This window comes from Nocardia sp. NPDC004582 (genome assembly GCF_053602115.1).
Genome location: NZ_JBSGCY010000284.1, coordinates 1 through 2015 on the forward strand (window position 1 = coordinate 1; position 2015 = coordinate 2015).

At 59.0% G+C, this 2015-nt stretch carries 1 protein-coding gene and 1 rRNA gene; one reads left to right on the top strand and one right to left on the bottom strand.

The features are described 5' to 3' along the window. A partial coding sequence (locus ACWELJ_RS34010) for a PTS glucose transporter subunit IIA (protein WP_452370160.1) occupies positions 1-168 on the bottom strand: 168 nt, incomplete at its 3' end. A gap of 542 nt (positions 169-710) precedes the next feature. On the opposite strand from ACWELJ_RS34010, the gene ACWELJ_RS34015 reads away from it, so the two are divergent. Further along, positions 711-2015 (top strand): 16S ribosomal RNA (locus tag ACWELJ_RS34015); the annotation flags it as partial.

A 2015-nucleotide genomic window follows, 5' to 3' on the forward strand; every position in this document is an offset into this window, starting at 1 on the left:
GGGAGCGACGGCCTCGGAAGGCTCGCGCACCGGGTCGATCGCCGTGCCCGGGCCGACCATGGCCCCGGAGAAGACCGGATCCGGCACGGCGGCCAGTCCGATGGCGCGTCCTACAAGAGGGGACGTCACGGTGGTCATGGGAAGCCTCCCAGGGGTGGAGATGTACATGGGCCGTTACTGCATGACCAGGACGGCGCACTGTGCAGCAGGGTATGTCATACGAAGTACCGGTTCTGCACGAGAGATCCCGATCCGTGGTCTAGACCACTAGCCTAGCGGATTTGCACGCGCTCTGCGGCCGCGTGTACAGTCGTACTCCTGCTTGAGGGTGAGCGACGCGATCAAGCGCGATTACCGAGCAGCATCCAACTTGTCAGATCCTATTCTCTGCATCGCCCCCGCATGCCTGCGGAACGGTGGTCAGGGAGGCGGAAAAACCCTGATAGAGTCGGAGACGCAAGACCGAAGGGAAACTGCCCGGAGGAAAGCCTGAGAGAGTCTCTCGGGTGAGTACAAAGGAAGCGTCCGTTCCTTGAGAACTCAACAGCGTGCCAAAAATCAACGCCAGATATGTTGATACCCCGTCCATGGCAGTGATAGCCGTGGATGAGGTTCCTTTGAAACAAAACACAGCGAGGACGCTGGATGCGAGGGGATCATTCCTCCTCTCGTTCCGCTCTCGTGCGTGTTGTCCCGATCACGGGAAAACATTCACGGAGAGTTTGATCCTGGCTCAGGACGAACGCTGGCGGCGTGCTTAACACATGCAAGTCGAACGATGAAGCCCTTCGGGGTGGATTAGTGGCGAACGGGTGAGTAACACGTGGGCAATCTGCCCTGCACTCTGGGACAAGCCCTGGAAACGGGGTCTAATACCGGATATCACTCTTGCAGGCATCTGTGAGGGTCGAAAGCTCCGGCGGTGCAGGATGAGCCCGCGGCCTATCAGCTTGTTGGTGAGGTAATGGCCCACCAAGGCGACGACGGGTAGCCGACCTGAGAGGGTGACCGGCCACACTGGGACTGAGACACGGCCCAGACTCCTACGGGAGGCAGCAGTGGGGAATATTGCACAATGGGCGAAAGCCTGATGCAGCGACGCCGCGTGAGGGATGACGGCCTTCGGGTTGTAAACCTCTTTTGACAGGGACGAAGCGCAAGTGACGGTACCTGCAGAAGAAGCGCCGGCTAACTACGTGCCAGCAGCCGCGGTAATACGTAGGGCGCAAGCGTTGTCCGGAATTATTGGGCGTAAAGAGCTCGTAGGCGGCTTGTCACGTCGGGTGTGAAAGCCCGGGGCTTAACCCCGGGTCTGCATTCGATACGGGCTAGCTAGAGTGTGGTAGGGGAGATCGGAATTCCTGGTGTAGCGGTGAAATGCGCAGATATCAGGAGGAACACCGGTGGCGAAGGCGGATCTCTGGGCCATTACTGACGCTGAGGAGCGAAAGCGTGGGGAGCGAACAGGATTAGATACCCTGGTAGTCCACGCCGTAAACGGTGGGAACTAGGTGTTGGCGACATTCCACGTCGTCGGTGCCGCAGCTAACGCATTAAGTTCCCCGCCTGGGGAGTACGGCCGCAAGGCTAAAACTCAAAGGAATTGACGGGGGCCCGCACAAGCAGCGGAGCATGTGGCTTAATTCGACGCAACGCGAAGAACCTTACCAAGGCTTGACATACACCGGAAACGGCCAGAGATGGTCGCCCCCTTGTGGTCGGTATACAGGTGGTGCATGGCTGTCGTCAGCTCGTGTCGTGAGATGTTGGGTTAAGTCCCGCAACGAGCGCAACCCTTGTTCTGTGTTGCCAGCATGCCCTTCGGGGTGATGGGGACTCACAGGAGACTGCCGGGGTCAACTCGGAGGAAGGTGGGGACGACGTCAAGTCATCATGCCCCTTATGTCTTGGGCTGCACACGTGCTACAATGGCCGGTACAAAGAGCAGCGATACCGTGAGGTGGAGCGAATCTCAAAAAGCCGGTCTCAGTTCGGATTGGGGTCTGCAACTCGAC